Source organism: Klebsiella sp. CN_Kp075 (genome assembly GCF_040065055.2).
Taxonomy (GTDB): domain Bacteria; phylum Pseudomonadota; class Gammaproteobacteria; order Enterobacterales; family Enterobacteriaceae; genus Klebsiella; species Klebsiella aerogenes.
In genome coordinates, this window is the sequence record NZ_CM198050.1 from 3,091,968 (window position 1) to 3,115,397 (window position 23,430).

29 protein-coding genes and 1 other annotated feature are annotated in these 23,430 nt (G+C 49.9%); of the genes, 14 read left to right on the top strand and 15 right to left on the bottom strand.

The features are described 5' to 3' along the window. Positions 1 to 9: 9 nt before the first annotated feature. The 7 genes from pheS to ABLV78_RS14850 form a co-directional block, all read right to left on the bottom strand. Positions 10 to 993, bottom strand: coding sequence for a phenylalanine--tRNA ligase subunit alpha (gene pheS, locus ABLV78_RS14820; protein ID WP_015367044.1), 984 nt, complete (start codon positions 991 to 993; stop codon positions 10 to 12). 63 nt (positions 994 to 1,056) lie between these two features. After that, positions 1,057 to 1,181 (bottom strand) — a sequence feature (Phe leader region). Continuing rightward, positions 1,132 to 1,176 (bottom strand): pheST operon leader peptide PheM, encoded by a 45-nt coding sequence (gene pheM, locus ABLV78_RS14825; RefSeq protein ID WP_001386830.1) that lies wholly within the window; start codon positions 1,174 to 1,176, stop codon positions 1,132 to 1,134. It overlaps the preceding feature by 45 nt. A 118-nt stretch (positions 1,182 to 1,299) precedes the next feature. Then, a complete protein-coding gene (gene rplT, locus ABLV78_RS14830) occupies positions 1,300 to 1,656 on the bottom strand; it encodes a 50S ribosomal protein L20 (RefSeq protein WP_004102963.1) in 357 nt (118 codons plus the stop codon). A gap of 50 nt (positions 1,657 to 1,706) precedes the next feature. Beyond that, on the bottom strand, positions 1,707 to 1,904 hold the full coding sequence (gene rpmI / locus ABLV78_RS14835; protein ID WP_001124225.1) for a 50S ribosomal protein L35: 198 nt from the start codon (positions 1,902 to 1,904) through the stop codon (positions 1,707 to 1,709). A gap of 90 nt (positions 1,905 to 1,994) precedes the next feature. Then, positions 1,995 to 2,537: a translation initiation factor IF-3 gene (infC, locus tag ABLV78_RS14840; RefSeq protein WP_004189469.1), complete on the bottom strand. Its 543-nt coding sequence runs from the start codon at positions 2,535 to 2,537 to the stop codon at positions 1,995 to 1,997. 3 nt (positions 2,538 to 2,540) lie between these two features. Continuing rightward, positions 2,541 to 4,469 carry a threonine--tRNA ligase gene (gene thrS, locus ABLV78_RS14845; protein ID WP_045397528.1) on the bottom strand — a complete coding sequence of 643 codons (1,929 nt, stop codon included), beginning with the start codon at positions 4,467 to 4,469 and terminating at the stop codon, positions 2,541 to 2,543. A 431-nt stretch (positions 4,470 to 4,900) separates the two neighbouring features. After that, positions 4,901 to 5,659: a DUF481 domain-containing protein gene (locus tag ABLV78_RS14850; RefSeq protein WP_015705111.1), complete on the bottom strand. Its 759-nt coding sequence runs from the start codon at positions 5,657 to 5,659 to the stop codon at positions 4,901 to 4,903. Between the two features lie 357 nt (positions 5,660 to 6,016). On the opposite strand from ABLV78_RS14850, the gene pfkB reads away from it, so the two are divergent. The 3 genes from pfkB to ABLV78_RS14865 all read left to right on the top strand — a co-directional run bounded on the left by pfkB (position 6,017) and on the right by ABLV78_RS14865 (position 8,292). Further along, entirely contained in the window at positions 6,017 to 6,949 is a 933-nt protein-coding gene (pfkB, locus tag ABLV78_RS14855; protein WP_045397531.1) for a 6-phosphofructokinase II, read from the top strand. Positions 6,950 to 7,035: 86 nt separating this feature from the next. After that, positions 7,036 to 7,320, top strand: coding sequence for a type V toxin-antitoxin system endoribonuclease antitoxin GhoS (ghoS, locus tag ABLV78_RS14860; protein ID WP_047046721.1), 285 nt, complete (start codon positions 7,036 to 7,038; stop codon positions 7,318 to 7,320). A 105-nt stretch (positions 7,321 to 7,425) separates the two neighbouring features. Next, positions 7,426 to 8,292, top strand: a complete 867-nt coding sequence (locus ABLV78_RS14865; protein WP_047046724.1) for a fructosamine kinase family protein — start codon at positions 7,426 to 7,428, stop codon at positions 8,290 to 8,292. 37 nt (positions 8,293 to 8,329) lie between these two features. Here ABLV78_RS14865 and tonB read toward each other — a convergent pair whose 3' ends face one another. Continuing rightward, on the bottom strand, positions 8,330 to 9,055 hold the full coding sequence (gene tonB / locus ABLV78_RS14870) for a TonB system transport protein TonB (protein WP_348865258.1): 726 nt from the start codon (positions 9,053 to 9,055) through the stop codon (positions 8,330 to 8,332). Positions 9,056 to 9,144: 89 nt separating this feature from the next. On the opposite strand from tonB, the gene ABLV78_RS14875 reads away from it, so the two are divergent. The 4 genes from ABLV78_RS14875 to ABLV78_RS14890 all read left to right on the top strand — a co-directional run bounded on the left by ABLV78_RS14875 (position 9,145) and on the right by ABLV78_RS14890 (position 12,948). Further along, positions 9,145 to 10,716 carry a recombinase family protein gene (locus ABLV78_RS14875; RefSeq protein WP_033128584.1) on the top strand — a complete coding sequence of 524 codons (1,572 nt, stop codon included), beginning with the start codon at positions 9,145 to 9,147 and terminating at the stop codon, positions 10,714 to 10,716. Between the two features lie 282 nt (positions 10,717 to 10,998). Further along, entirely contained in the window at positions 10,999 to 11,427 is a 429-nt protein-coding gene (locus ABLV78_RS14880) for a hypothetical protein (protein WP_225373792.1), read from the top strand. A gap of 197 nt (positions 11,428 to 11,624) precedes the next feature. Beyond that, a complete protein-coding gene (locus tag ABLV78_RS14885) occupies positions 11,625 to 12,248 on the top strand; it encodes a recombinase family protein (protein ID WP_004898927.1) in 624 nt (207 codons plus the stop codon). 337 nt (positions 12,249 to 12,585) lie between these two features. Beyond that, complete coding sequence (locus ABLV78_RS14890) at positions 12,586 to 12,948, top strand: protease inhibitor I42 family protein (RefSeq protein WP_012967828.1); 363 nt, start codon at positions 12,586 to 12,588, stop codon at positions 12,946 to 12,948. Between the two features lie 46 nt (positions 12,949 to 12,994). On the opposite strand, the gene ABLV78_RS14895 is transcribed toward ABLV78_RS14890, so the two are convergent. Then, entirely contained in the window at positions 12,995 to 13,312 is a 318-nt protein-coding gene (locus ABLV78_RS14895; protein ID WP_012542749.1) for a hypothetical protein, read from the bottom strand. Between the two features lie 1,266 nt (positions 13,313 to 14,578). Between ABLV78_RS14895 and ABLV78_RS14900 the strand changes: the two genes are divergently transcribed. The 5 genes from ABLV78_RS14900 (at position 14,579) to ABLV78_RS14920 (ending at position 16,385) form a co-directional block, all read left to right on the top strand. After that, positions 14,579 to 15,100, top strand: coding sequence for a hypothetical protein (locus tag ABLV78_RS14900; RefSeq protein WP_040206109.1), 522 nt, complete (start codon positions 14,579 to 14,581; stop codon positions 15,098 to 15,100). Then, positions 15,093 to 15,428: a hypothetical protein gene (locus ABLV78_RS14905; RefSeq protein WP_040206111.1), complete on the top strand. Its 336-nt coding sequence runs from the start codon at positions 15,093 to 15,095 to the stop codon at positions 15,426 to 15,428. The genes ABLV78_RS14900 and ABLV78_RS14905 overlap by 8 nt, the downstream gene beginning before the upstream one ends. Continuing rightward, positions 15,429 to 15,605 carry a hypothetical protein gene (locus ABLV78_RS14910; protein WP_008804422.1) on the top strand — a complete coding sequence of 59 codons (177 nt, stop codon included), beginning with the start codon at positions 15,429 to 15,431 and terminating at the stop codon, positions 15,603 to 15,605. Further along, on the top strand, positions 15,602 to 15,805 hold the full coding sequence (locus ABLV78_RS14915) for a hypothetical protein (protein WP_012967824.1): 204 nt from the start codon (positions 15,602 to 15,604) through the stop codon (positions 15,803 to 15,805). The genes ABLV78_RS14910 and ABLV78_RS14915 overlap by 4 nt, the downstream gene beginning before the upstream one ends. A 283-nt stretch (positions 15,806 to 16,088) precedes the next feature. Continuing rightward, on the top strand, positions 16,089 to 16,385 hold the full coding sequence (locus ABLV78_RS14920; RefSeq protein WP_015367051.1) for a YciI family protein: 297 nt from the start codon (positions 16,089 to 16,091) through the stop codon (positions 16,383 to 16,385). Positions 16,386 to 16,437: 52 nt separating this feature from the next. On the opposite strand, the gene ABLV78_RS14925 is transcribed toward ABLV78_RS14920, so the two are convergent. After that, positions 16,438 to 16,611, bottom strand: a complete 174-nt coding sequence (locus ABLV78_RS14925) for a YciY family protein (RefSeq protein WP_086538044.1) — start codon at positions 16,609 to 16,611, stop codon at positions 16,438 to 16,440. Between the two features lie 144 nt (positions 16,612 to 16,755). Between ABLV78_RS14925 and cls the strand changes: the two genes are divergently transcribed. Both cls and ABLV78_RS14935 read left to right on the top strand, forming a co-directional pair. Continuing rightward, positions 16,756 to 18,216, top strand: coding sequence for a cardiolipin synthase (gene cls / locus ABLV78_RS14930; protein WP_045397543.1), 1,461 nt, complete (start codon positions 16,756 to 16,758; stop codon positions 18,214 to 18,216). 34 nt (positions 18,217 to 18,250) lie between these two features. Then, on the top strand, positions 18,251 to 18,580 hold the full coding sequence (locus ABLV78_RS14935) for an HI1450 family dsDNA-mimic protein (protein ID WP_015367064.1): 330 nt from the start codon (positions 18,251 to 18,253) through the stop codon (positions 18,578 to 18,580). Positions 18,581 to 18,648: 68 nt separating this feature from the next. Here the strand turns inward: ABLV78_RS14935 and ABLV78_RS14940 are convergent, their stop codons facing one another. The 5 genes from ABLV78_RS14940 to oppB are packed head-to-tail and all read right to left on the bottom strand — an operon-like array spanning position 18,649 to position 23,401. After that, a complete protein-coding gene (locus tag ABLV78_RS14940) occupies positions 18,649 to 19,515 on the bottom strand; it encodes an ion transporter (protein ID WP_045368707.1) in 867 nt (288 codons plus the stop codon). Between the two features lie 16 nt (positions 19,516 to 19,531). Further along, entirely contained in the window at positions 19,532 to 20,536 is a 1,005-nt protein-coding gene (gene oppF, locus ABLV78_RS14945) for a murein tripeptide/oligopeptide ABC transporter ATP-binding protein OppF (protein ID WP_015367066.1), read from the bottom strand. Continuing rightward, positions 20,533 to 21,546 (bottom strand): ABC transporter ATP-binding protein, encoded by a 1,014-nt coding sequence (locus ABLV78_RS14950; RefSeq protein ID WP_047046733.1) that lies wholly within the window; start codon positions 21,544 to 21,546, stop codon positions 20,533 to 20,535. The genes oppF and ABLV78_RS14950 overlap by 4 nt, the downstream gene beginning before the upstream one ends. 11 nt (positions 21,547 to 21,557) lie before the next feature. Beyond that, the gene (gene oppC / locus ABLV78_RS14955; RefSeq protein ID WP_015367068.1) at positions 21,558 to 22,466 is read right to left on the bottom strand and encodes an oligopeptide ABC transporter permease OppC; all 909 of its coding nucleotides are present in this window, start codon (positions 22,464 to 22,466) and stop codon (positions 21,558 to 21,560) included. Positions 22,467 to 22,480: 14 nt separating this feature from the next. Next, on the bottom strand, positions 22,481 to 23,401 hold the full coding sequence (gene oppB / locus ABLV78_RS14960; RefSeq protein ID WP_015367069.1) for an oligopeptide ABC transporter permease OppB: 921 nt from the start codon (positions 23,399 to 23,401) through the stop codon (positions 22,481 to 22,483). Positions 23,402 to 23,430: the final 29 nt, after the last annotated feature.

Consider the following 23,430-nt stretch of genomic DNA (forward strand, 5'->3'; position numbering starts at 1 on the left):
GTCCTGCCCTTATTTAAACTGTTTGAGGAAACGCAGATCGTTTTCGAAGAATGCGCGCAAATCGGTCACGCCATAACGCAGCATGGTCAGACGCTCCATGCCCATGCCGAAGGCGAAGCCGGAGTAAACTTCCGGATCGATGCCGACGTTACGCAGAACGTTCGGGTGCACCATGCCGCAGCCCAGTACTTCCAGCCATTTACCGTTTTTACCCATAACGTCAACTTCTGCAGACGGTTCGGTGAACGGGAAGTAGGACGGACGGAATCGTACCTGCAGATCTTCTTCGAAGAAGTTATTCAGGAAATCGTGCAGGGTACCCTTCAGATTGGTGAAGCTGATGTTCTTATCGACAATCAGACCTTCCATCTGATGGAACATCGGGGTGTGGGTCTGATCGTAATCGTTACGATAGACGCGGCCCGGCGCGATAATACGAATTGGCGGCTGCTGGTTTTCCATGGTGCGGATCTGCACGCCAGAGGTCTGAGTACGCAGCAGACGGGTCGCATCGAACCAGAAGGTATCGTGGTCAGCGCGCGCCGGATGGTGACCCGGAATGTTCAGCGCATCGAAGTTATGATAATCATCTTCGATTTCCGGGCCAGTCGCCACGGTGAAGCCGAGTTCGCCGAAGAAGTTTTCGATACGATCGATGGTGCGGGTAACCGGATGTAAACCGCCGTTTTCGATGCGGCGACCCGGCAGCGAGACGTCGATGGTCTCTGCGGCCAGACGGGCATTGAGCGCGGCGCCTTCCAGTTCAGCCTTACGCGCGTTCAGCGCCTGCTGCACCTGCTCTTTCGCTTCGTTAATGACCGCACCCGCTGCCGGACGCTCTTCCGGCGGCAACTCACGCAGGGTGGTCATTTGCAGGGTCAGATGCCCTTTTTTACCCAGATATTCAACGCGGACGTTGTCCAGCGCGGCAACATCTGATGCCTCGTTAATGGCTGCCTTGGCACTGGCAACCAGCTCTGCGAGATGTGACATGGTTTTCCTCATTATGTCGGTGCAGACACCGGTTTTAGTGAAATAAATATCCCGAATCTATATACGAAAAAAGCCTCCACAGGGGAGGCTTTCTGGCGCTGTTTTCCGTTTCTTCTTTCACGCGCTAGCCTCCTGAGTTCAGGTGCTAAAGTAAAAAAAGAAGCGGAAAATAGCAGCATTCATGCTTGCATTACCTTGTCTGGTAAGAAATGTCAGACCTGTATTGAAAAGCCTGCACGGATAAAAGTCAATGTATTGATAGTGTTGAAACGAAAAGAGGGAGACAAGCTCCCTCTTTCAACTGGCTTATGCCAGAGCTGCTTTCGCTTTTTCGACCAGAGCGGTGAACGCTAATTTGTCGAATACGGCGATGTCAGCCAGGATCTTACGGTCGATTTCAACAGAGGCTTTTTTCAGGCCGTTGATGAATTTGCTGTAAGAAATACCGTTCTGACGTGCTGCTGCGTTGATACGCGCAATCCACAGTTGGCGGAACTGACGCTTTTTCTGACGACGGTCACGATAAGCGTACTGACCAGCTTTGATAACAGCCTGGAAGGCAACGCGGTATACGCGAGAACGCGCACCGTAGTAACCTTTAGCTTGTTTCAAAATTTTCTTGTGACGTGCACGGGCAACTACACCACGTTTTACGCGAGCCATATGTGCTCTCCTGTATCTATTCTAATTAAAAAGTTAAAAGGGTTAACGACTTATGCGTACGGCAGGCACGCGATTACCAGGCCCAGATCGCCTTTGGAAACCATGGCTTTCGGACGCAGGTGACGTTTACGCTTGGTAGCTTTTTTGGTCAGAATGTGACGCAGGTTAGCGTGCTTGTGCTTAAAACCACCTTTACCGGTTTTTTTGAAGCGCTTTGCAGCACCGCGTACGGTCTTAATTTTTGGCATTTTAATAACTTCCACTTCGCATTGTTAATAAACGAAACAAAGGCGAACAAACCAGTGAGCCGAAGCCCACCGGAATGTTACTTGATGGCCTTACTGTTTCTTCTTCGGAGCGAGCACCATGATCATCTGGCGGCCTTCGATCTTCGTTGGGAAGGATTCGACTACTGCCAGTTCAACCAGATCGTCTTTCACGCGATTAAGCACTTCCATACCGATCTGCTGGTGGGCCATCTCACGACCGCGGAAACGCAGCGTGATCTTGGCCTTATCGCCATCTTCGAGAAAGCGAATCAGGCTGCGGAGTTTTACCTGATAGTCACCTTCATCAGTACCAGGGCGGAATTTAATTTCCTTAACCTGGATAACTTTCTGCTTCTTCTTCTGTTCCTTAGAAGACTTACTCTTTTCATAAAGGAACTTGCCGTAGTCCATGATACGACAAACTGGCGGTTCGGCGTTAGGGCTGATTTCAACTAAATCTACTCCAGCCTCTTCAGCCTTTTCGATAGCTTCTCTCAGACTCACAATACCCAGCTGCTCACCTTCCAGACCAGTTAAGCGAACTTCCTGGGCGCGAATCTCGCCATTAATACGATTCGGACGTGCCGTTTGAACTCGTTTTCCGCCTTTAATACCTTATTCCTCCAGTTGTTGAAGACTGCGGCTGCGAATCTCTTGTTGCAGCTTCTCGATCACTTCATTTACGTCCATGCTGCCGAGGTCTTTACCGCGACGGGTACGCACGGCCACTTTGCCGGCTTCGACTTCTTTGTCGCCACAGACCAACATATACGGGACACGACGTAAAGTGTGCTCGCGGATTTTAAAGCCAATCTTCTCATTTCTCAAGTCCGCTTTTACGCGAATGCCCGCATTTTGTAGTTTACGCGTCAATTCGTTAACGTATTCAGACTGAGAATCAGTAATATTCATGACCACTACCTGCACTGGCGCAAGCCAGGTTGGGAAGAAGCCAGCGAACTCTTCGGTCAGGATGCCGATGAAGCGCTCCAGCGAGCCGAGAATCGCGCGGTGAATCATTACCGGTACCTGACGCTCGTTGTTTTCGCCAACATAAGAGGCGCTTAAACGCTGCGGCAGGGAGAAGTCCAGCTGTACAGTACCGCACTGCCATGCACGATCGAGGCAGTCATACAGGGTAAATTCAATTTTCGGGCCGTAGAACGCCCCTTCGCCCAGTTGATATTCAAATGGGATGTTGTTTTCTTCCAGCGCCACCGCCAGATCCGCTTCCGCGCGATCCCAGGTCTCATCGCTACCGATACGTTTTTCCGGGCGAGTAGACAGCTTGACGACGATTTTCTCGAAGCCAAAGGTGCTGTACATATCATAAACCATACGAATACAGGCGTTCACTTCATCGCGAACCTGATCTTCAGTACAGAAGATATGCGCATCATCCTGAGTAAAGCCGCGAACGCGCATCAGACCATGCAGCGCACCCGACGGCTCATTACGGTGGCAGCTACCGAATTCAGCCATACGCAGCGGCAGATCGCGGTAAGATTTCAACCCCTGGTTGAAGATCTGCACGTGACCCGGGCAGTTCATCGGCTTAATGCAGTATTCACGGTTCTCGGAAGAGGTGGTGAACATCGCATCTTTGTAGTTGTCCCAGTGGCCGGTTTTTTCCCACAGCACACGGTCCATCATGAACGGGCCTTTGACTTCCTGATACTGATACTCTTTCAGCTTCGAGCGAACGAAAGTTTCCAGTTCACGGAAGATGGTCCAGCCGTCATTGTGCCAGAACACCATACCCGGCGCTTCTTCCTGCATATGATACAGGTCTAGCTGTTTCCCGATTTTACGGTGGTCACGCTTAGCGGCCTCTTCCAGACGCTGCAGGTAGGCGTTCAGCGCTTTTTTATCTGCCCACGCGGTACCGTAGATACGCTGCAACATTTTATTGTTGCTGTCGCCACGCCAGTACGCGCCAGCGGTTTTCATCAGTTTGAAGTGATGGCAGAAACGCATATTCGGTACGTGCGGGCCACGGCACATATCGATATATTCTTCGTGATGATACAAGCCTGGCTTGTCATCATGGCCGATGTTTTCGTCAAGAATGGAAACTTTATAGGTTTCGCCGCGCTTCACGAAGGTTTCACGCGCTTCGTGCCAGCTGACTTTCTTCTTGATGACATCGTAGTTTTTCTCGGCGAGCTCGTGCATACGTTTTTCGAGCGCGTCGATGTCTTCCTGAGTCAGGGTGTGGTCCAGATCGACATCATAGTAAAAACCGTTGTCGACAACCGGGCCAATGGCCATTTTAGTGTTCGGCCACAGCTGCTTGATCGCATGACCTAACAGGTGCGCGCAGGAGTGACGAATGATCTCCAGACCGTCTTCATCTTTTGCGGTGATAATAGAAAGCGTGGAATCATTTTCGATCGGGTCGCAGGCATCAACCAGCTCACCGTTAACACGTCCGGCGATGGTGGCTTTCGCCAGGCCTGGACCAATATCCAGAGCAACATCCATCGGGCTAACTGCGTGGTCGAAATGGCGTTGGCTGCCATCAGGAAGCGTAATTACAGGCATTTTATGTCCTTATTTGCAGTGGTGCCCCACACGAAAGAGCACATACAAAACAATATAATCATAATTATCAACGAGTTGTGGCTCAGCTCCCGCTTCACTCTGCGAAAATATGAGTACGCCCGTCTATCTATTGAACCGCCCTCACCTGCAGCCGCTCGTTGATAACACCGGGTGTTAGTGTACACATCATTAGTGCGCGATTAAAGTCGCAATAACTAAATGGTTATTCTTCTTTTAAATAGCAAGGGGCGCTGACAATTAATCGCAGCAATTCCCGCTCATACCACGCGGTTAATTAATCGATAAATTACCTGCATACATAAATAAATCCCCCCACCGCTAAAAAACGAATGAAAAAATCATCCGTTATAGTGAGTATTCATACCCGGCAGGAAACAACAGGAATCAGGCCGGCTGCCCGGCCTGAAAAATTACATTTTATAACCGAGCGACAAGGTGGTGCGGCGGTCGGTATGCTCAGGCGCCGAGGCCGGCGGCTGCGAGTTCCACGTCAGGTTATAGGCGACGCGTAGCGCAAAGTGGGCGTTGATGGCCACGTTTAATGCACTTTCCGAATTCAGCGTCGTGTCTTCAGCCCCGAATACCGAAACACCTTGCGTAAATTTAGCGTTGTCGGTCATCTGCCACGCCCAGGTTCCGGACGCGTAACCCAGCGGCTGAGTTTCGTTATCGCCATCGGTATATTCGTCATAACGCACGCCCGGACCAAATTCAAAACGCAGGCTGTGAACCGGGCCGTTGAGGATCTGGCGACCATAACCGGCGGTCAGGACGTCGCGCTGTTGATAACCGTTGTAGCGGTCGGTCAGCCAACTGGCCTGACCAAATACGTAGTTCATATCGGTCAGGTTATAACGACTACGACCGCCAACGGCATATTTTTCCGAAGAGCGTTGATCGTTAGAGGACGTGTTGCTCGCGTTGCCCCACAGTGACCAGGCCGTGGTATCGCCGTACCAGGTCAGCGTTGAGTCAGCGGTCATTGAGGAGCTTTTCGTGTTGCCGGACTGAGCGAGATAACCCGCATTCACAGCACCTTCGAAAGGTTTCTTAGCAGTGGAAGGGTCATCCATGACGGTAAAAACGGAATCATCGGCCAGTGCGTTTACAGACGCAAAAAGCCCCCCCGCCAGCAATGCCGCTGCGGGTACTGTCTTCAAAAGCTTCATTATAACTCTCTAAAATACATATCTTCAGGACAGTACAAATGATGAATGGACCAGAGATCCCTTCATTGAATTTAGAGTCCGTACAACATTTAAGGAGACCCGACAGGTCCCGGAAACTTTCGCGAGGCGCGCTGAATGCGAGTCTTAAGAAAGGCGCTTGATTATAAAAAAGCACGAATAACTTAGCAATCAGTTGCTATTTCGTTTTTTGAATAAGACGGTTCCCAAAACAATCTTTATTTCATAAAGATAAAAACACAGACATCTTTGTAAATCCGCCGCCCGCCCCGCTTCCCCTCACTCCATTTCGGTGCCATGCTTAAAAAAGCAGCTTTATTCGTATTAAGGAGGAACAGGATGACCAAAATTTATACGCTCACGCTAGCCCCATCACTCGACAGCGCAACGCTGACGCCGCAAATTTACCCCGAAGGCAAATTACGCTGTAGCGCTCCGGTTTTCGAACCCGGCGGCGGCGGCATCAACGTCGCCCGGGCGATTACTTTTCTGGGCGGTAAAGCGACGGCGATTTTTCCGGTTGGGGGCGCCACCGGCGAGCATCTTTCAGCCCTGATGGCTGACGAGCAGGTCCCGGTCGAAACAGTAGAAACCCGCGACTGGACGCGGCAAAACTTACATGTGCATGTCGATGCCAGCGGCGAACAATATCGCTTTGTCATGCCCGGCGCGGCGCTAACCGAAGATGAATTCCGCCGCCTGGAAGAGAAAGTGCTGGCGATTGAGCCCGGTTCTCTGCTGGTTATCAGCGGCAGTCTGCCGCCCGGTATCAGCGTCGGGCATCTGACTCAACTGGTAAAAAATGCCCAGCAACACGGGCTGCGTTGCATCATCGACAGCTCTGGCGATGCGCTGGCCGCCGCGCTGGACGTTGGCAATATCGAACTGGTCAAACCTAACCAGAAAGAACTCAGCGCGCTGGTACAGCGCGACCTCAGCCAGCCGGACGATGTGCGCAATGCCGCGCTGGAGCTCATCCGCTCCGGAAAAGTACGCCGGGTAGTGGTTTCGCTGGGCCCGCAGGGGGCGCTGGGTGTTGATTCCAACGGTAGCGTACAGGTGGTGCCGCCGCCGATGAAAAGCCAAAGCACCGTCGGCGCCGGCGACAGTATGGTCGGCGCGATGACTTTGCGTCTCGCCGAGCACGCCTCGCTGGAAGATATGGTCCGCTTTGGCGTCGCCGCCGGTAGCGCCGCCACGATTAACCACGGCACCCGTCTCTGTTCCTTAGCCAATACGCAGAAAATCTACGATTACCTGTGTGGCCGCTAGCCTCGCCCCCCTTCGCTCCGGTGAAGGGGGTCAATTCTCCATCATGGTCTATGCTAGAAATTCCATGCATAACAACAGAGTGAAAAATGAGCAACGATATTACCGCGCACGTGATCACCGTTAAATTTCAGGAACAGGCGCTGACCGAGATAAATGAGCTCAGCAATCATTTCATCCGCGCAGGTTTTGTCCTGACGCTCAACGATGATGATGGCAAAACTCATGAATTAGGCACCAACACATTTGGCCTGCTGAGCGCGCAGAGCGCCGACGACGTCCGGGCTTTAAGCGCAGGTCTTGCGGAAACGGCCTTAGGCAGACCGGCAGAGATCGCCATCACCACATTTAGCGAATGGTTAAAAGCTCAATAAGTGCGATCGCCACCGCTGAAGGCGCCAGTTGTGCGTTAGCTCGTACTTTACGGCCAGGTTATACGCTAACCTTATGATATGGTGGAAAACATGGGGAGAGACAGCATGTGGCAAGCTATTAGCAATTTGTTAAGCGAGCAGCACACTGACGGCGCTGAAATCGAACTGCGCAACGAGCTACCCGGCGGAGAAATCCATGCCGCCTGGCATTTACGTTTTGGCGGGAAAGATTATTTCGTCAAATGCGATGAACGCGAGCTGCTCCCCATTTTTACCGCGGAGGCCGATCAGCTGGAGCTGCTCTCGCGCTGTAAAACCGTTAGCGTTCCGCAGGTCTTCGCCGTCGGCAGCGATCGGGATTACAGCTTTCTGGTGATGGAATATTTACCGCCGCGCCCGCTGGATGCACATAACGCGTTTCTGCTCGGTCAGCAAATTGCCCATTTACATCAGTGGAGCGATCAGCCGCAGTTTGGCCTTGATTTTGACAACGATCTGTCGACGACCCCGCAGCCGAATGCCTGGCAGCGCCGCTGGTCAACGTTTTTCGCTGAACAACGCATTGGCTGGCAGCTGGAGCTAGCGGCGGAAAAAGGGCTGCACTTCGGCGATATCGACAGCATTGTCGACACCGTACAGCGGCGGCTCAGCAACCATCAGCCGCAGCCTTCTTTATTACATGGCGACTTGTGGTCAGGGAACTGCGCGCTGGGGCCCAATGGCCCGTATATTTTCGATCCGGCGTGTTATTGGGGCGATCGCGAATGCGATTTGGCTATGCTGCCACTTCATCCGGAACAGCCGCCGCAGATTTATGACGGTTACCAGTCGGTCTCGCCGCTGCCTGCTGGCTTCCTTGAACGACAACCGATTTACCAGCTATATACCTTACTTAATCGGGCGATTCTGTTCGGCGGCCAACACCTGGTTACCGCGCAAAAAGCGCTCGATGAAGCCCTGCAAGAAGCGTAAAAAAAGGCCCTCAAAGGGGCCTTTTTCATCAGCAGGATTAATCCATTTTCACGCCATTTAAGCGGAATTGGATGTTCATCGTCAGGCCAGTACCCGGTCTGCCAGGCTCGTAGCGCCATTTACGCATCGCTGTTTTGACATCACGCTCAAACATATTGGCCGGCTTAGCAGAGACTATCTGGATGTTCTCCACGCGACCATCGGCAGTAACATCAAATTTCACGCTCACGTCACCTTCAATACGTAGCGCCTGCGCACGTTGCGGGTAAGAAGGATCGCCGCGTTTCAACGCCTTAGGACCGCTCGGCGCGGTGGTCATCGGTTTTGCCGTTGCCGCCGTCGTACTCGGGGCGGTACGCGCAGGCGCCGTATTGTTATTCTCAAACGGCGAGACCGGACGCGGCTCAGCGGGTTTCACCTCACGTTTCGGCTCGACCTTTTTCTCTGGCTTAGGCTTTGGTTTCGGCTTAGGTTTGGGCTTCGGCTCCGGTTTGTGGATTACCACTGGCGCCTCTTTTGGCGGCTCAGGCACCACTTCAGGTTCCGGCTCCGGTTCAACAACGGGTTCAACGACCGGCTGCGCCGCCTGTGGAGGCTCTAAATCCGCCGGCGCCACCATCGTTATTTCGATTGGCTGTGAAGGCGAAGGCTTTTCAATAACCTGATGTACCGAGGTATAAAGCAACCCCGCCACAACGGCACCGTGGATAGCCACGGACAGCAGCGTTGGCCACGGAAAGCGGCGAGGTAAATCAAGGGTCATTGTATTTGAGCTATTCGGCGAGGTAGCATAAGCCATAGTTTTTCAAGGTTCTTTGCTAATTGATAATCATTTACGTCGAGTCTATCACTATGCGTCAAGTAATTACATACCTTCGTTTCAGCAGTAAGCCACAAGAACGTGGTGACTCAATACGCCGCCAGAAAGGTCTATTTGAGAGATGGCTGAAAGATAACCCTGATGCAAAAGTTGTCGATGAATTCTCAGATGAAGGTGCATCGGCATATCACGGTCACCATCTGAAAGGCGATTTTGGACGAATGCTTCAAAACATACAGGATGGTAAGTACCTGTCAGGGCAAACTGTCTTACTTGTCGAATCAGAAACCCGTCTTAACCGACAGAAAGCACGTAATACCGAAAACCTTGTAGACCTCATTACGGGTAAAGGTGTTGATGTGATTTGTCTCGAATCAGGCAAAATCTACACCAGCACCAATATTGATGACCTTGATACATCTATTCAATTGAAGATTGCCGCACACATCGCACATCAGCAATCAAAAGAGAAATCAATCAAGGTAAGTGCTGCATGGGAGCATAGAGCACAGCTTGCATTAGAAGGCAAACAGCAACTGACTAAAAATGTCCCAGGCTGGATAGACCCTGATACTCGTAAACTTAACGAGCACTCATCAACCGTTGTGACAATTTTCGATTTGCTCCTTTCTGGTGAATCTCTTCACAACATTGCTCGTTACCTTCAGGCAAACAACATTAAGTCATTCTCTCGACGTGAAAAAGCGAATGGCTTTAGTGTTCACTCTGTCCGTACTATCTTACGCTCTGAGTCAACCGTTGGAACACTGGCAGCATCCAAGCGTAATGACCGCCCCGCTATCCCCAACTACTATGAACCAGCGATTGATGTTGCCACCTTTAATAAGGCTCAGGAGATTCTGTCAAAAAATCGTGTTGGCAGAGCGCCAGCCAGTGACAATCCAATTACTATCAACCTATTTAAGGGAATCATTCGCTGTCAATGCGGTGCCTCAGTACATCCCACAGGTGTCAAGGCAACCTATCAAGGTGTTTACCGTTGTAACAATGTCCCTGATGGACGTTGCAATGTTCCTACCATTAAACGTAAACCCTTTGATAAATGGATGCTTGATAACATCGTTGGCTTCCTTGAGAGGGATGATGGTAACAACACTGACAAACGAAAAGCTGAGATTGAGTATCAAATTTCGTTGGTAACCAGCAAGTTAAAAAAGGCAACCACCCTGCTTCTCGAACTGGATGATGTTACAGAGCTTAAAGAACAGGTCAAAGAACTGAACATTCAACGCAGTAACTTGCAAAGTGAATTAGACGAACTCAATCAGCGTGAAACATTGAGTGATAAGCCGTTGCATCACCTGTCGGAGATTGACTTGACGACCAAAGCAGGAAGAGTAGAAGCACAACTCATACTGTCAAAATTCGTACAATCCATCGAGCTGCAACGTGAAATGATAATAATCACGCTTCGAAACGGTACTGTAATTGGAAAATCAAGAGACTTATCTCCTGTGTTATCACAGGATTTAATGAAGCAAGTTGTATCATCCCCGTCACCTACAGACATCGACATGTTCAGCGTCATTACATCTGATGAAGAGTTCAGGAAGTCTGGTAAGCAGGTTACAAAACGTTCTTAGCAAGAGATTTTACGCTATGACCTGACGGCTTTACGTTTTCATTTTTGAAATGTGCATAAATAAACGCCAAAACCCTGACAATACTGCGAAAAATGCATAAGCAATCACTTTATTAACAGGGTTTATCAGTGTATCAAGACATCTGAATTTTCACCATCAGCCCAGTGATACCAACGGTTGAGGGCGTTTTACTGTTTCACCACGGGGTACAGAGGGAATCAGACTATCTAACCCCTGATAAATAGCAGCTCATATGATGCATCATTGAACGTTGCTGAAAGCATGGCTAAAATCAAGAAAATTCTTATAAGTGGAATGGGGTTAATGGTTAAGAAAATCACATTACTGGGCTTGTCTGCTCTTTTTGTTTCACACGTTGCTTTTGCTGATAATTCGAGCAACTGGATTTCCGTTGCATCTAATGACACCACTGAATATTCAGCTAAAAAAGGTACTTTCAAAAACATCAAAGGCGAGTCATCTATCCTTATGATGTTCGATAACAAAAGCGATAAGACAATCAAATACTACAAAGTCAGCATCAAAAATGCGGATTGTGACAATGGCTTCGGAAAGCTGAGTTTCTTCGGTATGGATGGGAGATTAGATTTTCAGGGCGACTACGTAGCCGATGGAAACAGTGTTGGCGCTGGTATGGGTGATTTTATTTGTGCTGTGAGGGTTGCAGCAGCTAACGCACAAAAAGGCTAACTCATCGGGGGCGTTGATTTTCATCGCCTCTCTGTTAACCCCTTCTCTGACTTCCCATCATGGTCTGGTTCACTTTAGGTATACCTCAAGAGGCACCGATTTACTGAACCAGTTCACCTCAAAAATGATTTATTGAACCATGCAAAACAGACTGATATAATTGAACCATCTTAAACAGACTGCTACGGCTAACTATCATGACTTCACGTGTCTACGCTTACCTCAGAGCTTCCACCACTCAGCAAGACGCAACACGCGCCAAAGGTCAGTTGGATGAATTCGCTACAGCCAACGGTATGACTATTTCAAGCTACTTCGCAGAGAATGAATCAGGTGCATCTCTAAAGCGTCCTGAGTTGTTCAGATTACTTGAGATTGCACAGAAGGGAGATGTTCTCTTAGTCGAGCAGGTAGACCGCCTGTCACGTTTGAGCGGTGAAGACTGGAACAAGTTACGGTCACTGATTAATGAGAAAGGTGTGAGAGTGGTTGCCTTAGACCTGCCAACAAGCCACCAGCTTATTCAGTCAGGAGATGAGTTCACCAGCAGGATGCTTGAGGCGTTGAACGGGATGATGCTGGACATGCTCGCCGCTATTGCCAGAAAGGATTACACAGACCGTAAGAGAAGACAGGCTCAGGGTATTGTAAAGGCTAAATCAGACGGTAAGTACAAAGGCCGTCCAGAGGACACACAGCGCAATGAGAGAATAGCCAAGCTGTTACAGGCTGGTATGTCTTACAGTGACGTAATGGAAACAGTGGCTTGTTCGCGGGCAACTGTGGCAAAGGTCAGTAAGAGCCTCAAAGAATTAGCTTAATTTAACTGGTGAAGACTCACGCCCTGCTTGCGTGGGGCTTTCTGATTGATTTCATTAGATATATGTTGAGGAATTGCTTGTTAACCGCTACTTTCTCAGGTTCGCCTTCTAAGCAGGTATTCATCTGCTCATCAAATCTTCCAGACCCTCATAGATATGTTCCATAGTGTATGAATATTGGACTATCAAACGACCTTACCCAATTTTGGGAAAAATAAGATTAATGCCATTCGAGATGGATTCATAGTCTGCCATGATTCATTCATGCAGATGGCAAAACAGATATTGTTGTATCACTGGTTTTTTGGTCGATTTATATGTGAAAAGGAAGAGTAACATGAACAAAGTTAAAGCTGTTGTTTTCGGAGTTATGATGTCTGCTGCTATAACAGCCAATGCTGCAAATGAAACCACTACTGTAACAGGTGAAGTCGGTAAAGATGTCAAACTATCCCTTGAGTCCAATCCGACTACGGGTTACGGCTGGATGATTAAAGACCTTCCTGACGGATTGATTTTCGTTTCTGGAGGATATGAGCAGTCAAAAGACTGTCCGAAAGGTGCCGTAGGGTGCGGTGGTGAAGAAGTGCTTCACTTCATTGGTGAAAAGAAAGGGGAAAGCACACTAAAACTCATTTACGGTCAGTCATTTAACAAATCAAGCTGGCAGGAAAAAGAAGTTAAAGTTGTGATTAAGTAATCTTGCCCTCCCTCTTTGTTTTCACAGGGAGGGATGTATCATCTACTCACAGCCTAATACCTTTGAAAAATACCGCTGCAATTGTATAGGCAGAGCTAAAAGGTTTGATGTCTGGATCCGGCTTATGCTTACCGTTATCCCTGTACCATTGTTTCTGGCATTCAACACAAGCCATGCAACTTGAATAATGTTCACTGGCACCATGTCTCTTGCACATGTGAACAAAGAAACGCTGACCGCGTGCTCTGGCAATCTTTGCAGCAGCAGTTTTACGGGTGGTGAAGTCTTCTGTACCAGTCAGAAAGATGAATTGATTAGTTGGCTGAATAGCCTTATCAGGTAAATCGAAAGGTAGAACGCTCATAACACTGTTTGTCCATGTTCAAAAGTTAATCAACCCCACTAGCAGAAATCACCAGTGAAAGAAAAACCCTTGCTGTGTAAGCGTTATGTGCTGCTGTTTCAGGGTGTAGGCAGCGATTGGAACCGATAATAAGTGATAGCTGTAGGTTGGTCACATTTGGGGTGTGAATCCTTCACCGTTCATCGGTCTGTTATTTGATGATTTGCTAATCGGGTGGGCTTACTGGAATCTGTTACAAACTCAACTAAATGAGCCGTTACAGCAGAATTACCACATCGTTTCCGATGTTTCACATTCATCTCCTAATAGACTGATTATTCTATCAAAGATGATGGTTTGATGCAATTGCAATCTGAGCTGGTTTAGCACTCGCTGAGGGATTCTGATAGGCTATCTGAATAGATTACAAGGCGAAAGCAAGAAGCATGACAACGCGAAGCCATGCGAAAGTTGAAAGGATAATTTCCTTGATTGGTGATTCGGGAATTTAACTTTCTGTTAAGTGTTATTGATATTCTTTGTAAGTGAATCAATCAAATTTTCATGGCTTTTTGCGTTAGCCATGTTTATTGAAGTGAAACAAAAAGACTCAATCAGTTAACTTAACAGATAACTCTATTTATATCATATTTTCATCAATTTTTCTTAACAAAAAGTGCTAAATATGCATTTCCGCCATCACGCCATCCCGCCAATAATAACCATTCATCAATTTCTGTAATAACAAAATACCACTGGACAAAAACACAGTTCCGTATGATAATAATACAGTAATACTCATTTATCAAAATCGGTCAACAGGGTCTTAGATAGATGAGAATAGCTGGAAGGTCACTTTCTCAGGTTTTATTATGGGGGGTGACCTTTCCTGTTTAAGGGTTATTAATATGAATGAAAAAGAAATACTTTATCGTTGTAGCTGAAAAGACACATCGGTTCTACATGCAATATAAGAGCCTTTCCGAATTAACAGGAATTACACCTCCCTCTGATTACACCCCGCCTCGTATGATGACTAAAACCAGACGGTACAAAATCATTAAGGCTATCTGTCAGAAACTGAAACCCCTTGACAGAATTTAACAACATGTTAACATTTGTATATTGGATTGATTTCCTAACAAATTAATGGCTTTCCTGTGGCATCCCTTCCTCGGGGACAGGTTAGCCAACCCCCTTACACATTCCAGATGACACTACACGGGTTACGTAAAAGACGGCCTGTGTGGTGTATTTTTGTATCTGAATTTCACGAGAGCGTTAATAATGAATAGTCCTACACAGAAACGAATTGAAATCGAATCACATTTCATCCCCAAAATTAAAGCCGCACTGGAAAATATCGAAGATGCAAAGGATATTTACAACGCAGACAGCCTGAATAAAGATACTCTTATTGCTATCAAGACTAAGCAACTAATGTCTCAGCCAGTCGAAGATTATGGATTCAGAATCCGACAGGTTACACACCCGGCGATGGTACAGACCATTATTCAGAAAATGATGAATGAGGGTTATATTGTGTATGAAATGGGAGCTGGATTTATCAAGTTTGTACCCTTACAGCAGTCACCAAAACATAACCCGCTTGCTGAGATTGAAAAGGCATGTAAGAAAGCCGCTGAGAAATTTGTTGATGCAGGAATCACTGAGAAATCAAAAAAGGTAAATAAGGCCATCCATGCTCACAACGTATTGGTGAAACAGGCTGAAGAAGCGTTATCGGGAATTAAACCGCTTGAATCGTATCTATCTGTGATTGTCGCTGGTGAGGTGGGTAATGACTAACAAAGTCACTGAAGCCGCTTACAAGGCTCAGATTGCCACTTTACAGGCTCAGTTAATGCAACGTCATACAGTGACTGCCATCGACGCTGTACAGCCTTTCTGTGAAGCTATAGCTATCAATCCCGCTGATTACGTTAAGGCCACCAGCGCCATGAGCAACCAGCATAAAGCGTTCTGTGACGGGATTCTGAAAGCAGCTTCTTCAAAGGTCACCCGCTTGCAGCGTGATGCAACTGTACGAATTCTCGAAGCACAGACAAAACGAAACAAAGCCATAACAGCAGCCTCAGAAGCGGCTGAAGTTGCTCAGTCGATGGGAGGGCTGTAAATGAATCAACTCTTTAATGAATATGGTCAGAAAGTAAGTTGTAATCTTTTGATGACGCTGCATCCATCGCTTATCACAAAGCTGGAAAAGCTTTCTGAACAGATTGGTCAAGGTGTGGTATCAGAAGACCAACGTTTAACACTGGCAATCGGGGAGATGCTCAGGAGGTTTGAATGACGCTTTATCCGTGTAATCCTCTGAAGTCTCAAGGGGATGCAATTCCGTTAACTCAAAATCTCGCCCTGAATATTCCTGTCCCAATGCTACAGAAGCTGGACAGAGTAGGTTATGAACTTGCGGGACATTACAAATTGGGCGGATTATCAGAGCAGCGCGTGAGATTGCTGGCATTGGCTCACCTGATAGAGCGGGCTTAGTGCTTGTAATGTGAATGAAAACCAGATACTTTCAAAACCCGAATAGCCTATATTCAAGGGTCATTGCGCTCATAGTCGTTTCTGTTGAAAAATGATGCCCTGATTTTAAATGCAAATAGCAATCATATTCAATAAGACGTGTTATCCTGCATCAAATTTTGCCTCGTTTTGTGGAAAAAAACCGGCGTGCCGTGGCATGCTAAAGGCGTGCGCATCTTACATTGCTGCTCATAACGCTTTCACGTCACGTGATTTGCCTATTTTTTGATTAAGGAGCCTTGCCGTGCTTTACGTCATCTACGCAGAAGATATCGCCGATTCTCTGGAAAAACGCCAGGCGGTGCGCCCTGCCCATCTGGCGCGCCTACAACTATTACATGATGAAGGCCGTTTACTGACCGCAGGCCCGATGCCCGCGGTAGATAGCAATGAACCTGGCGCGGCAGGATTTAGCGGCTCAACGGTTATCGCAGAATTTGAATCGCTGGAAGCGGCGCAATCCTGGGCCAACGATGACCCCTATATCGCCGCAGGCGTCTATCAGCACGTCTCGGTGAAACCTTACAAAAAAGTATTTTAATCACCCACTTAAAACACAGAGGCACCGCAAGCGGTGCCTTTCGTTTTAACTCTCAGAATTCAGAGAAGGTGAACAGCAAAGCATGACGCTGCCGTTTGACCAGGCACTTCCTGATTGAAAGAATCCGCATGTTGCGGCGAGATTGGGCTTCCAGCCAGCGCGATTTACGGCGACTTACTTGTCTAAGCATGCGCCAGCGCCCTACTTCCGTTCTACTACGCTTCATTGCTACTACTCTACGAGTGAAAAACAGCCCTCATTATAAACCGATGAATCTGTCTGACCATCGCTTTCGCTGCGTTTTTATTTGCCAGATGGATGATGATGCGTAAACTCATGGCATCGGGCTATTCAAAAGGATTTTTCATCTATGACAACCTTTTACACGGTCGTAAACTGGCTAGTCATTCTTGGTTACTGGCTACTGATTGCCGGCGTTACATTACGCATTTTAATGAAACGTCGCGCAGTGCCTTCCGCCATGGCATGGTTACTGATTATTTACATCCTGCCGCTGGTGGGAATTATCGCTTACCTCTCTTTCGGCGAACTGCATCTTGGTAAGCGTCGAGCCGAGCGCGCTCGCGCCATGTGGCCCTCCACCGCCAAATGGCTAACGGACCTGAAAAGCTGCAAACATATTTTTGCTGAAGAAAATAGCCCGGTTGCCGAATCACTGTTCAAACTGTGCGAACGTCGCCAGGGAATCGCTGGCGTAAAAGGTAACCAGCTACAGCTGCTGACCGAATCTGATGATGTCATGCAGGCGCTGATTCGAGACATCCAGCTGGCGCGGCATAACATCGAAATGGTGTTCTACATCTGGCAGCCCGGCGGGATGGCCGACCAGGTGGCGGAATCGCTGATGGCAGCCGCACGACGCGGCGTGCATTGCCGGCTGATGCTCGATTCGGCCGGTAGCGTCGCCTTTTTCCGCAGCCCGTGGGCGGCAATGATGCGTAACGCCGGTATCGAGGTGGTCGAAGCGCTAAAAGTGAATCTAATGCGTGTATTTTTACGCCGTATGGATCTGCGTCAGCACCGTAAAATGGTGATGATTGACAACTATATTGCCTACACCGGTAGCATGAATATGGTTGACCCGCGCTACTTCAAACAGGATTCCGGCGTCGGCCAATGGGTCGATCTGATGGCGCGAATGGAAGGTCCGGTGGCGACGGCGATGGGTATCGTCTACTCCTGCGACTGGGAAATTGAGACCGGCAAGCGAATTTTGCCGCCGCCGCCGGACGTCAACATCATGCCGTTTGAGGAAGCCAATGGACATACCATCCATACCATTGCTTCTGGTCCCGGCTTCCCGGAAGATTTGATTCATCAGGCGTTGTTAACCGCAGCCTATGCGGCGAAAGAACATCTGATCATGACCACCCCCTACTTCGTCCCCAGCGATGATTTACTGCACGCCATCTGTACCGCCGCCCAACGCGGTGTCGAGGTGAGTATTATCATGCCGCGTAAAAACGACTCCTTGCTGGTAGGCTGGGCCAGTCGCGCCTTCTTCACTGAACTGCTTGCCGCTGGCGTGAAAATTTACCAATTCGAAGGCGGTCTGCTACATACCAAAAGCGTGCTGGTGGATGGCGAATTGAGCCTGGTCGGTACCGTTAATCTCGATATGCGCAGCCTGTGGCTTAATTTCGAGATCACGCTGGCGATCGACGACGTGGGCTTCGGCGGAGACCTGGCGGCGGTACAGGACGATTACATCTCCCGATCGCGCCTGCTGGATGCAAAACTGTGGGCCAAACGTCCGCTATGGCAGCGGATCGCAGAGCGACTGTTTTACTTCTTCAGCCCGTTGCTGTAAAACGTGCCCATCAGATGCTTAACGGGTAGCAATCATGGATATGGATTTAAACAATCGCCTGACCGAAGACGAAACGCTCGAACAGGCCTACGATATCTTTCTTGAGCTGGCGGCAGATAACCTCGACCCGGCGGATATCATTCTTTTCAATCTGCAGTTTGAAGAGCGCGGCGGCGCCGAGCTGTTTGACCCGGCGGAAGACTGGCAGGAGCATGTCGATTACGACCTCAATCCAGATTTCTTCGCCGAAGTTGTCATTGGCCTGGCCGATACCGATGGCGGCGAGATCAACGATATCTTCGCTCGCGTTCTGCTGTGCCGCGAAAAAGATCACAAGCTGTGCCACATTCTGTGGCGTGAATAAGCATTAAGCTAATGCGCCTGTAAAAAAGCCTGCCGACGGTAACATCGGCAGGCTTTTTGTTTTATACGTTATTGCGGTAATTCTGTTCCGCAGGCGTGGCAGAAACGAGCATTTTTATCATGCTCGGCGTTGTTACAGTTTGGGCAAACGCGGCGAGCGCGTCGATTTTGCAGCGCCGTAGTCATATGGGTCGTTATCAGCCCGGTTGGGATGGCGATGATAGAATAACCGATGAGAATTAACACCGAGGCGAGTATCCGCCCTAATGGAGTATGCGGCGTAATGTCGCCGTATCCCACGGTAGTAATGGTGACGATTGCCCAATAGACCGAAGCATTTAAGGTGGTAAACCCGTATTGCGGCCCTTCAATTAAATACATCAGCGAGCCGAAAATCACCATCACAATAGCAATAAACGAGTAGAACAGAATGAGCTGATGACGGGCGCTGACGATAGCCCGCCAAAAAATATTCAGCGACGGCATAAAGCGCAGCAGTTTAAGAATACGCAGCGCGCGGATAACCCGCATGGCCCGCCAGGCAAAAACATACTCGAGGCTCATTTCCGGCCATAGCCACATCACATACAGCGGCAAAACGGTCGCCAGATCGATAAATCCCCAGAAGCTGAAGATATAGCGCAGCGGATTCGGCCAGCTTATAACGCGTAAAATATATTCCGCGGTGAAGACCGCGGTGACCCCCAACTCCAGCCAGACAAAAATATGCCATTCATCTAGCGACAGGTGATACTGCGAACCGAGCCCGGACTCAACAAAAATAATGACCACGCTCAACAGGGCGAATAAACCGCAAAGCCCTTCAAAACGGCGGCCGGAGCGACGAGTTTGATCGAAAAGTAAATGGTAAAGCCGCAAACGGGCGGCGGAAAGCGAAACTGCCACGTTAACCTCACAATAAAAAAGGGCTGACATCAGTCAGCCCAAGTGATTATAACGGGTCTACCTTCAGGCAGGAAACCGCATGGCGGAAACTGCCTTCCAGCACCGGACGCGTTTTGGCGCATTCGGGCCCGGCCAATGGACATCGGGTGCGGAACACGCAACCCGAAGGCGGATTAATCGGCGAAGGCAACTCCCCTTCCAGCAGTTGGATGGTTTTATTCTTCTCAAGATCAGGATCCGGCACCGGTACGGCCGACATCAGCGCTTTGGTATAAGGATGCAGCGGATTATGGTACACCTCATCATAGGTACCTAACTCCACCGCATGACCCAAATACATGACCAGCACGCGGTCGGAAATATGTTTTACTACCGCCAGGTCATGGGCAATAAAAATCAACGACAGCCCCATCTCCCGCTGCAGTTGTTGTAGTAAGTTCACCACCTGCGCCTGGATGGAAACATCCAGCGCCGATACCGGCTCATCGCAAATAATCAACTTAGGCTCAAGGATCAGCGCGCGAGCGATACCAATGCGCTGACACTGGCCGCCGGAGAATTCGTGCGGATAGCGGTTAATCAGGTTCGGCAGCAGTCCGACCTTCATCATCATCGCCTTCACGCGATCGCGCACTTCCTGACGCGGCATCTTCGGGTGATAGGTCCGCAGCGGTTCAGCGATGATTTCGCCAATGGTCATACGCGGATTCAGCGATGCTAAAGGATCCTGGAAGATCATCTGGATATCGCTGCGCACGTCGCGCCACTCTTCCGGCTTCATGCCTAACAGATCTTTTCCAAGCCAGGCCACTTTACCGTCGGTAGCTTTCACCAGGCCGATGATGGCGCGGGCGAAGGTCGATTTACCGCAGCCGGATTCACCAACCACCCCGAGCGTTTCGCCTTCATACAGGCGCAGAGTAACGCCATCCACCGCTTTGAGCGTTTTTGACGGCTGCCAGAACCATTGCTTACCATCTTTAATATCAAAATGTACTTTCAGGTCAGCAATTTCGAGCAACACTTTTCTTTGTTCGATCACGGCGTTCATAGCAGATCCCCTACCGGTTTAAAGCAGGCGCGCAGGCGACCTGGCGCAAACGACTCCAGAGGCGGAGCGCTATTACAGATTTCCATAGCATGCGGACAGCGCGGCTGGAACGGACATCCTTTCGGCAGACGCAGCAGGTTCGGCGGGTTGCCGGGAATCGTCAGCAAGGAATCGCCTTCGCCATCGAGACGCGGTACCGCATTGAGCAAACCGATCGAGTACGGGTGCGACGGTTGGTAGAACACATCGCGCGCCTGACCGTATTCCATGGTACGCCCGGCATACATCACCAGTACCTTATCGCAGATCCCCGCCACCACGCCGAGGTCGTGGGTAATCATAATAATCGCGGTGTTAAACTCGCGCTTCAGCTCGTTAAGCAGGGTCATGATCTGTGCCTGCACGGTGACGTCCAACGCGGTGGTCGGTTCATCGGCAATCAGCAGTTTTGGCCGACATAACAGCGCCATGGCGATCATCACGCGCTGGCGCATCCCGCCGGAGAACTCGTGCGGGAACATCTTCATGCGCTTACGCGCTTCCGGCATCTTCACCGCATCGAGCATCCGTACCGACTCTTCAAAAGCCGCGGCTTTGCTCAGCCCTTTATGCAGCATCAGCACTTCCATCAGCTGCTCGCCGACCCGCATATAAGGGTTCAACGACGTCATCGGATCCTGGAAAATCATCGAAATCTGTTCGGCACGCAGCTTATTCAGATCGCGCTCCGGCAAATTGAGGATTTCACGACCGTTAAAAGTGGCGGAACCACCGATATGGCCATTCGCCGCCAGCAGCCCCATTAAAGCGAATGCCGTTTGCGATTTACCGGAACCTGACTCACCGACGATACCTAAGGTTTCACCAGCCCGCAGGTTAAAATTCAGATCGTTAACCGCGGTGACATCGCCATCCGGCGTTTTAAACGTCACCCGAAGATCCTTCACATCCAGCAGCAGACCGCTTTGCTGCGCGGCCTGCGGCGCTTTAGTCATTTCAATTGTGCTCATGACGGCGCTCCTTAGCGGTCTTTCGGGTCGAGGGCATCACGCAGGCCATCGCCGATAAAGTTGAAACAGAACAGCGTTACCACCAGGAACCCGGCAGGGAACAATAACAGCCACGGCGAGACTTCCATTGAGTTGGCGCCATCACTGAGTAACGCGCCCCAACTGCTCAGCGGCTCCTGGGTACCAAGGCCGAGGAAGCTCAGGAAGGATTCGAACAGAATCATGCTGGGTACCAGCAGTGAAGCGTAAACCACCACCACGCCCAGGACGTTCGGCACGATATGACGAATAACGATATTCGCGGTGGAGACCCCGCCGACCTGCGCGGCTTCGATGAACTCTTTACGTTTCAGACTCAGGGTCTGACCGCGTACGATACGCGCCATATCCAGCCAAGATACCATCCCGATCGCCACAAAGATCAGCAGGATGTTCTGACCAAAGAAGGTAACCAGCAGGATCACGAAGAACATGAACGGGAAGGAGTTGAGGATTTCCAGCAAACGCATCATCACCGAGTCCACTTTGCCGCCGAGATAACCGGAAAGTGAACCATAGAGGGTGCCGAGGATCACCGCCACCAGCGCTGCGGCCACGCCAACCATCAGCGAAATACGTCCGCCAATCGCTACGCGCACCAGCAGGTCGCGACCGGATGAATCGGTACCAAAATAGTGACCAGACTCCATATCCGGAGCGTTGGACATCATCCCCCAGTCGGTATCGAAATAGGAGAACTGCGACAACATTGGAGCGATAGTCACAAACAGCGCAATAATCACCAGCACAATCAGGCTGGCTACCGCCGCGCGGTTATGCATAAAGCGGCGACGCGCATCCTGCCACAGGCTACGGCCCTCAACCTCCAGCTTCTCACTGAAGTGCTCCAGCGCCTCGCTGTTTTTCTTACTTAACATCATGGCGAACTCCGGCTTCAGTAGCGAATTTTCGGATCGATAACGGCGTACAGCACGTCGACGATCGCGTTAAACAGAATGGTCAGCGCGCCGACGAGAATCGTCAGGCTAAGCACCAGCGAGTAGTCGCGGTTAAGCGCGCCGTTGACGAATAACTGGCCAATACCTGGCAGGCCGTAAATCGTTTCGATAACCATTGAGCCGGTGATAATGCCGACGAACGCCGGCCCCATATAGGAAAGCACCGGCAGCAGCGCAGGCTTCAGCGCGTGGCGGAAGATAATTCTGCGCATCGGCAGACCTTTCGCCCTTGCGGTGCGAATGAAGTTAGAGTGCAAAACTTCAATCATCGAACCGCGGGTGATACGGGCGATACTGGCAATATAGGCCAGCGATAACGCCACCATCGGCAGGATCATAAATTTCAGCGCCCCGCCGTTCCAGCCACCGCCAGGCAGCCAGTGCAGCGTGATGGCGAAAATCATCACCAGCAGCGGCGCCACTACGAAACTCGGTATGACGACGCCGGTCATTGCCACCCCCATCACCGCGTAGTCCCATTTGGTATTCTGTTTTAACGCGGCAATAACCCCGGCGCTGACGCCAAGAATCACGGCTAACAAGAAGGCTGCAAGGCCCAATTTGGCGGAAACCGGGAAGCTTGATGCGACCAGATCGTTGACCGAATAATCTTTATATTTGAAGGAAGGACCGAAATCACCGTGCGCCAGTTGCTTCAGATAATTGAAGTACTGGGTCATGATGGGGTCGTTTAAATGATATTTCGCTTCAATATTCGCCATGACTTCCGGCGGCAGCGTGCGTTCACCGGTAAAAGGACTGCCCGGCGCGAGGCGCATCATGAAGAAAGAGATAGTAATAAGAATGAATAGCGTCGGAATCGCTTCCAGACAGCGACGTAATATGAATTTTAACATTGCCCGTACCTTCTGGCCTGTGCCTATCG

Excerpts from the sequence above, each read along its gene's own strand:
- rplT (WP_004102963.1), bottom strand. The coding sequence starts at position 1,656 with ATGGCTCGCGTAAAACGTGGTGTAGTTGCCCGTGCACGTCACAAGAAA.
- pfkB (WP_045397531.1), top strand. The coding sequence starts at position 6,017 with ATGACCAAAATTTATACGCTCACGCTAGCCCCATCACTCGACAGCGCA.
- ABLV78_RS14850 (WP_015705111.1), bottom strand. The coding sequence starts at position 5,659 with ATGAAGCTTTTGAAGACAGTACCCGCAGCGGCATTGCTGGCGGGGGGG.
- oppF (WP_015367066.1), bottom strand. The coding sequence starts at position 20,536 with ATGAACGCCGTGATCGAACAAAGAAAAGTGTTGCTCGAAATTGCTGAC.
- ABLV78_RS14865 (WP_047046724.1), top strand. The coding sequence starts at position 7,426 with ATGTGGCAAGCTATTAGCAATTTGTTAAGCGAGCAGCACACTGACGGC.
- oppB (WP_015367069.1), bottom strand. The coding sequence starts at position 23,401 with ATGTTAAAATTCATATTACGTCGCTGTCTGGAAGCGATTCCGACGCTA.
- ABLV78_RS14900 (WP_040206109.1), top strand. The coding sequence starts at position 14,579 with ATGAATAGTCCTACACAGAAACGAATTGAAATCGAATCACATTTCATC.
- ABLV78_RS14890 (WP_012967828.1), top strand. The coding sequence starts at position 12,586 with ATGAACAAAGTTAAAGCTGTTGTTTTCGGAGTTATGATGTCTGCTGCT.
- ABLV78_RS14910 (WP_008804422.1), top strand. The coding sequence starts at position 15,429 with ATGAATCAACTCTTTAATGAATATGGTCAGAAAGTAAGTTGTAATCTT.
- ABLV78_RS14940 (WP_045368707.1), bottom strand. The coding sequence starts at position 19,515 with ATGTCAGCCCTTTTTTATTGTGAGGTTAACGTGGCAGTTTCGCTTTCC.
- ABLV78_RS14875 (WP_033128584.1), top strand. The coding sequence starts at position 9,145 with ATGCGTCAAGTAATTACATACCTTCGTTTCAGCAGTAAGCCACAAGAA.
- ABLV78_RS14935 (WP_015367064.1), top strand. The coding sequence starts at position 18,251 with ATGGATATGGATTTAAACAATCGCCTGACCGAAGACGAAACGCTCGAA.
- ABLV78_RS14925 (WP_086538044.1), bottom strand. The coding sequence starts at position 16,611 with ATGAAGCGTAGTAGAACGGAAGTAGGGCGCTGGCGCATGCTTAGACAA.
- pheS (WP_015367044.1), bottom strand. The coding sequence starts at position 993 with ATGTCACATCTCGCAGAGCTGGTTGCCAGTGCCAAGGCAGCCATTAAC.
- ABLV78_RS14880 (WP_225373792.1), top strand. The coding sequence starts at position 10,999 with ATGGCTAAAATCAAGAAAATTCTTATAAGTGGAATGGGGTTAATGGTT.
- thrS (WP_045397528.1), bottom strand. The coding sequence starts at position 4,469 with ATGCCTGTAATTACGCTTCCTGATGGCAGCCAACGCCATTTCGACCAC.
- oppC (WP_015367068.1), bottom strand. The coding sequence starts at position 22,466 with ATGATGTTAAGTAAGAAAAACAGCGAGGCGCTGGAGCACTTCAGTGAG.
- ABLV78_RS14895 (WP_012542749.1), bottom strand. The coding sequence starts at position 13,312 with ATGAGCGTTCTACCTTTCGATTTACCTGATAAGGCTATTCAGCCAACT.
- tonB (WP_348865258.1), bottom strand. The coding sequence starts at position 9,055 with ATGACCCTTGATTTACCTCGCCGCTTTCCGTGGCCAACGCTGCTGTCC.
- ABLV78_RS14950 (WP_047046733.1), bottom strand. The coding sequence starts at position 21,546 with ATGAGCACAATTGAAATGACTAAAGCGCCGCAGGCCGCGCAGCAAAGC.
- ABLV78_RS14915 (WP_012967824.1), top strand. The coding sequence starts at position 15,602 with ATGACGCTTTATCCGTGTAATCCTCTGAAGTCTCAAGGGGATGCAATT.
- ghoS (WP_047046721.1), top strand. The coding sequence starts at position 7,036 with ATGAGCAACGATATTACCGCGCACGTGATCACCGTTAAATTTCAGGAA.
- ABLV78_RS14905 (WP_040206111.1), top strand. The coding sequence starts at position 15,093 with ATGACTAACAAAGTCACTGAAGCCGCTTACAAGGCTCAGATTGCCACT.
- ABLV78_RS14885 (WP_004898927.1), top strand. The coding sequence starts at position 11,625 with ATGACTTCACGTGTCTACGCTTACCTCAGAGCTTCCACCACTCAGCAA.
- rpmI (WP_001124225.1), bottom strand. The coding sequence starts at position 1,904 with ATGCCAAAAATTAAGACCGTACGCGGTGCTGCAAAGCGCTTCAAAAAA.
- cls (WP_045397543.1), top strand. The coding sequence starts at position 16,756 with ATGACAACCTTTTACACGGTCGTAAACTGGCTAGTCATTCTTGGTTAC.